Annotated in this window: 1 protein-coding gene; it reads right to left on the minus strand. The window is 33.7% G+C overall.

The features are described from left to right. On the minus strand, nucleotides 1-1758 hold a 1758-nt coding region (locus tag MBFIL_RS04315), incomplete at both ends, for a beta strand repeat-containing protein (RefSeq protein ID WP_157078653.1).

Below are 1758 nucleotides of genomic sequence, written 5' to 3' on the forward strand. Positions count from 1 at the left end.
TTACAAAACTCAAAACACTAGTGTTCAACAAATCAGTCACATATACACCAGTAGCATTACCAGAACCATTGTTAGTCACAGTAATAGTATAAGTAATAATATCACCAATATTCGCTGACCCAGTAGTGTTAGAAACCTTAACAATACTCACATTAACATTATTATTTACATTAATAGTTTCATTATCTGATCCATTATTGGTATTAGTGTTATTCTGATCCACAGTCACACTCGCAGTATTAATAACTGTACCATTACCAATAATAACAACAGTAATATTCAAAGCAACACTTTCACCAGCACCTAAATCACCAATAGTCCAAATACCAGTATTATTATCATAAGAACCATTACTACCTACAAAACTCAAAACAGTAGCATTCAACACATCAGTCACATATACACCAGTAGCATTACCAGAACCATTGTTAGTCACAGTAATAGTGTAAGTAATAATATCACCAATATTCGCTGATCTAGTAGTGTTAGAAACCTTAACAACACTCACATTAACATTATTACTCACATTAATAGTTTCATTATCAGACCCATTATTAGTGTTAGTGTTATTCTGATCCACAGACACACTCGCAATGTTAATAACTGTACCATTACCAACAATAACAACAGTAATACTCAAAGCAACCGTTTCACCAGCACCAAGAGACCCAATAGACCAAACACCAGTAACATTATCATAAGAACCATTACTACCTACAAAACTCAAAACAGTAGCATTCAACAAATCAGTCACAAACACACCAGTAGTATTACCAGAACCATTATTAGTCACAGTAATAGTATAAGTAATAATATCACCAATATTCGCAGCTCCAGTAGTATTAGAAACCTTAACAACACTCACATTAACATTATTAGACACATTAATAGTTTCATTATCAGACCCATTATCCACGTTAGTGTTATTCTGATCCACAGACACACTCGCAGTATTAATAACTGTACCATTACCAATAATAACAACAGTAATACTCAAAACAACACTCTCACCAGCACCAAGAGACCCAATAGACCAAACACCAGTATTATTATCATAAGAACCATTACTACTTACAAAACTCAAAACACTAGTGTTCAACAAATCAGTCACATATACACCAGTAGCATTACCAGAACCATTGTTAGTCACAGTAATAGTATAAGTAATAATATCACCAATATTCGCTGACCCAGTAGTGTTAGAAACCTTAACAATACTCACATTAACATTATTAGTCACATTAATAGTTTCATTATCAGACCCATTATCAACATTAGTGTTATTCTGATCCACAGACACACTCGCAGTATTAATAACTGTACCATTACCAATAATAACAACAATAATGCTCAAAGCAACCGTTTCACCAGCACCTAAATCACCAATAGACCAAACACTAGTAACATTATCATAAGAACCATTACTACCTACAAAACTCAAAACAGTATTGTTCAACACATCAGTCACATATACACCAGTAGCATTACCAGAACCGTTGTTAGTCACAGTAATAGTGTAAGTAATAATATCACCAATATTCGCTGACCCAGTAGTATTAGAAACCTTAACAACACTCACATTAACATTATTACTCACATTAATAGTTTCATTATCAGACCCATTATTAGTGTTAGTGTTATTCTGATCCACAGACACACTCGCAATGTTAATAACTGTACCATTACCAACAATAACAACAGTAATACTCAAAGCAACCGTTTCACCAGCACCAAGAGACCCAATAGACCAAACACCAG

Source organism: Methanobrevibacter filiformis (assembly GCF_001639265.1).
Taxonomy (GTDB): Archaea; Methanobacteriota; Methanobacteria; order Methanobacteriales; family Methanobacteriaceae; genus Methanacia; species Methanacia filiformis.